This is a genomic window from Collinsella aerofaciens ATCC 25986, assembly GCF_964239575.1.
GTDB lineage: Bacteria > Actinomycetota > Coriobacteriia > Coriobacteriales > Coriobacteriaceae > Collinsella > Collinsella aerofaciens_BQ.
In genome coordinates this window covers 1-1,339 of sequence record NZ_CAXSQQ010000057.1, presented here as the reverse complement: position 1 = coordinate 1,339, position 1,339 = coordinate 1, and the positions used below count along the sequence as shown (strand labels likewise).

The following is a 1,339-nucleotide window of genomic DNA, read 5'->3' as shown; positions in this document are numbered from 1 at the left end:
GGACAGCCTGACCCTCAGGGCCTCGACGGCCCGGGACTGGCCGGTCGTGCCGGCGGTGCCGCCGTTGCCGACGGCGGCCTGCCAGCCGACGTTCGAGACGTGGGCCTCGACGGATATGGCGTCGGCGCCGAGGGGCTCGCCGGTCGAGGCGTCGGACAGGACGAGGCGAAGCGCCTCGAGGGGGAGCCCCCTGCCGGTCGTGCCGGCGACCTCGCCGCCGGCGACGGTGCCCATCCAGCCGATATTGGAGACATGGGCCGAGTACGAGAGCGAGACGGGCGCGGCCGCCTCGGACTGGGCGGGCTCCGCCTGGGCCCCGTCGGCCTGTGGGGCCTCGGGCTGGGAGGCGTCGGCCTGCGCGGGCTGGGCGCCGGGGCCCCCGTCGGCGGGCTGGGCCTCGGCGGGCTGGGCCTGCGCGTCGCCCGGGGCGGCGGGGGCGGCGTAGGCCGCGGGCCCGCACAGGGCCAGGGCGGCCGCGACCGCCAGCACGGCGGCGGCCCCGGAAATTCGTTTCATGGAGCGTTTCATGGAAAATCCCCCTAATCTAGCAACGGTTTAGAGTCTACTAGATTGGGGGGACGGGAGCCAAAGCATGATGGGCCGAACGGTTAGCCACAAGCTCACCTTCGGCGCCAATGGCCTCATCCGTATAACCATTGAGTTCCAGATGACCGACATCGATCCACACCCAGCCAACGCCCGAAACACCTGGCTCGCAGCACGCAACGTTGCCTGTAAACATGCTCTCCGTGTCCGCGGTATAAGAACACCCGCCCTGCAAAACGCACGGACAGGCCATAGCAACAGGCAACTCGGCGCAAATCGTTTGAGCAGGCGGCGCACGGAAGGAGCGTATAAGGCGGTTTTCTGCTGGCTGTCAGCCGCGGCATCCTCACGGAAACCTAGTTGTCGCCGGAATTATAGTCCCCGGCGCGGACTCACCTTATCTCCCCGGTGCGGGCTCGATATCCTCTCGGATATCTAATCGTCTTGGACTTTTTACCTGCCCAAGCACAGTACAGCTTTTACGTGCCGCCACACGGAACTTAACTCAAGATTATTATCTAAAGCTCAAGCCACTAAAGCAAGCTACGCACGGGCATGGTCAAATTAAATTCAAGCCTGGGTCATCAATCGCATCTACCGTGGGCCGATAACGCCCGCCTCATGTGCTGCGATATAATCAATCTCACTAAATGCCAAATCAGCAAGCCGAAGGAGCCAACGTGCTAACAATTCACTATGGTGATATGGAAAATGTTAGGCTCTGTTAGACCAGGATTGACATACATGTGTCCCCACGGTGCCATATCGTTGACCCCATAGACCGCGATGATGG

1 pseudogene is annotated in these 1,339 nt (G+C 62.9%); it reads right to left on the bottom strand.

Going from position 1 to position 1,339, the window contains the following annotated elements:
- Positions 1-528: pseudogene (locus tag ACESUZ_RS10055) on the bottom strand (hypothetical protein); the annotation flags it as partial.
- Positions 529-1,339: the final 811 nt, after the last annotated feature.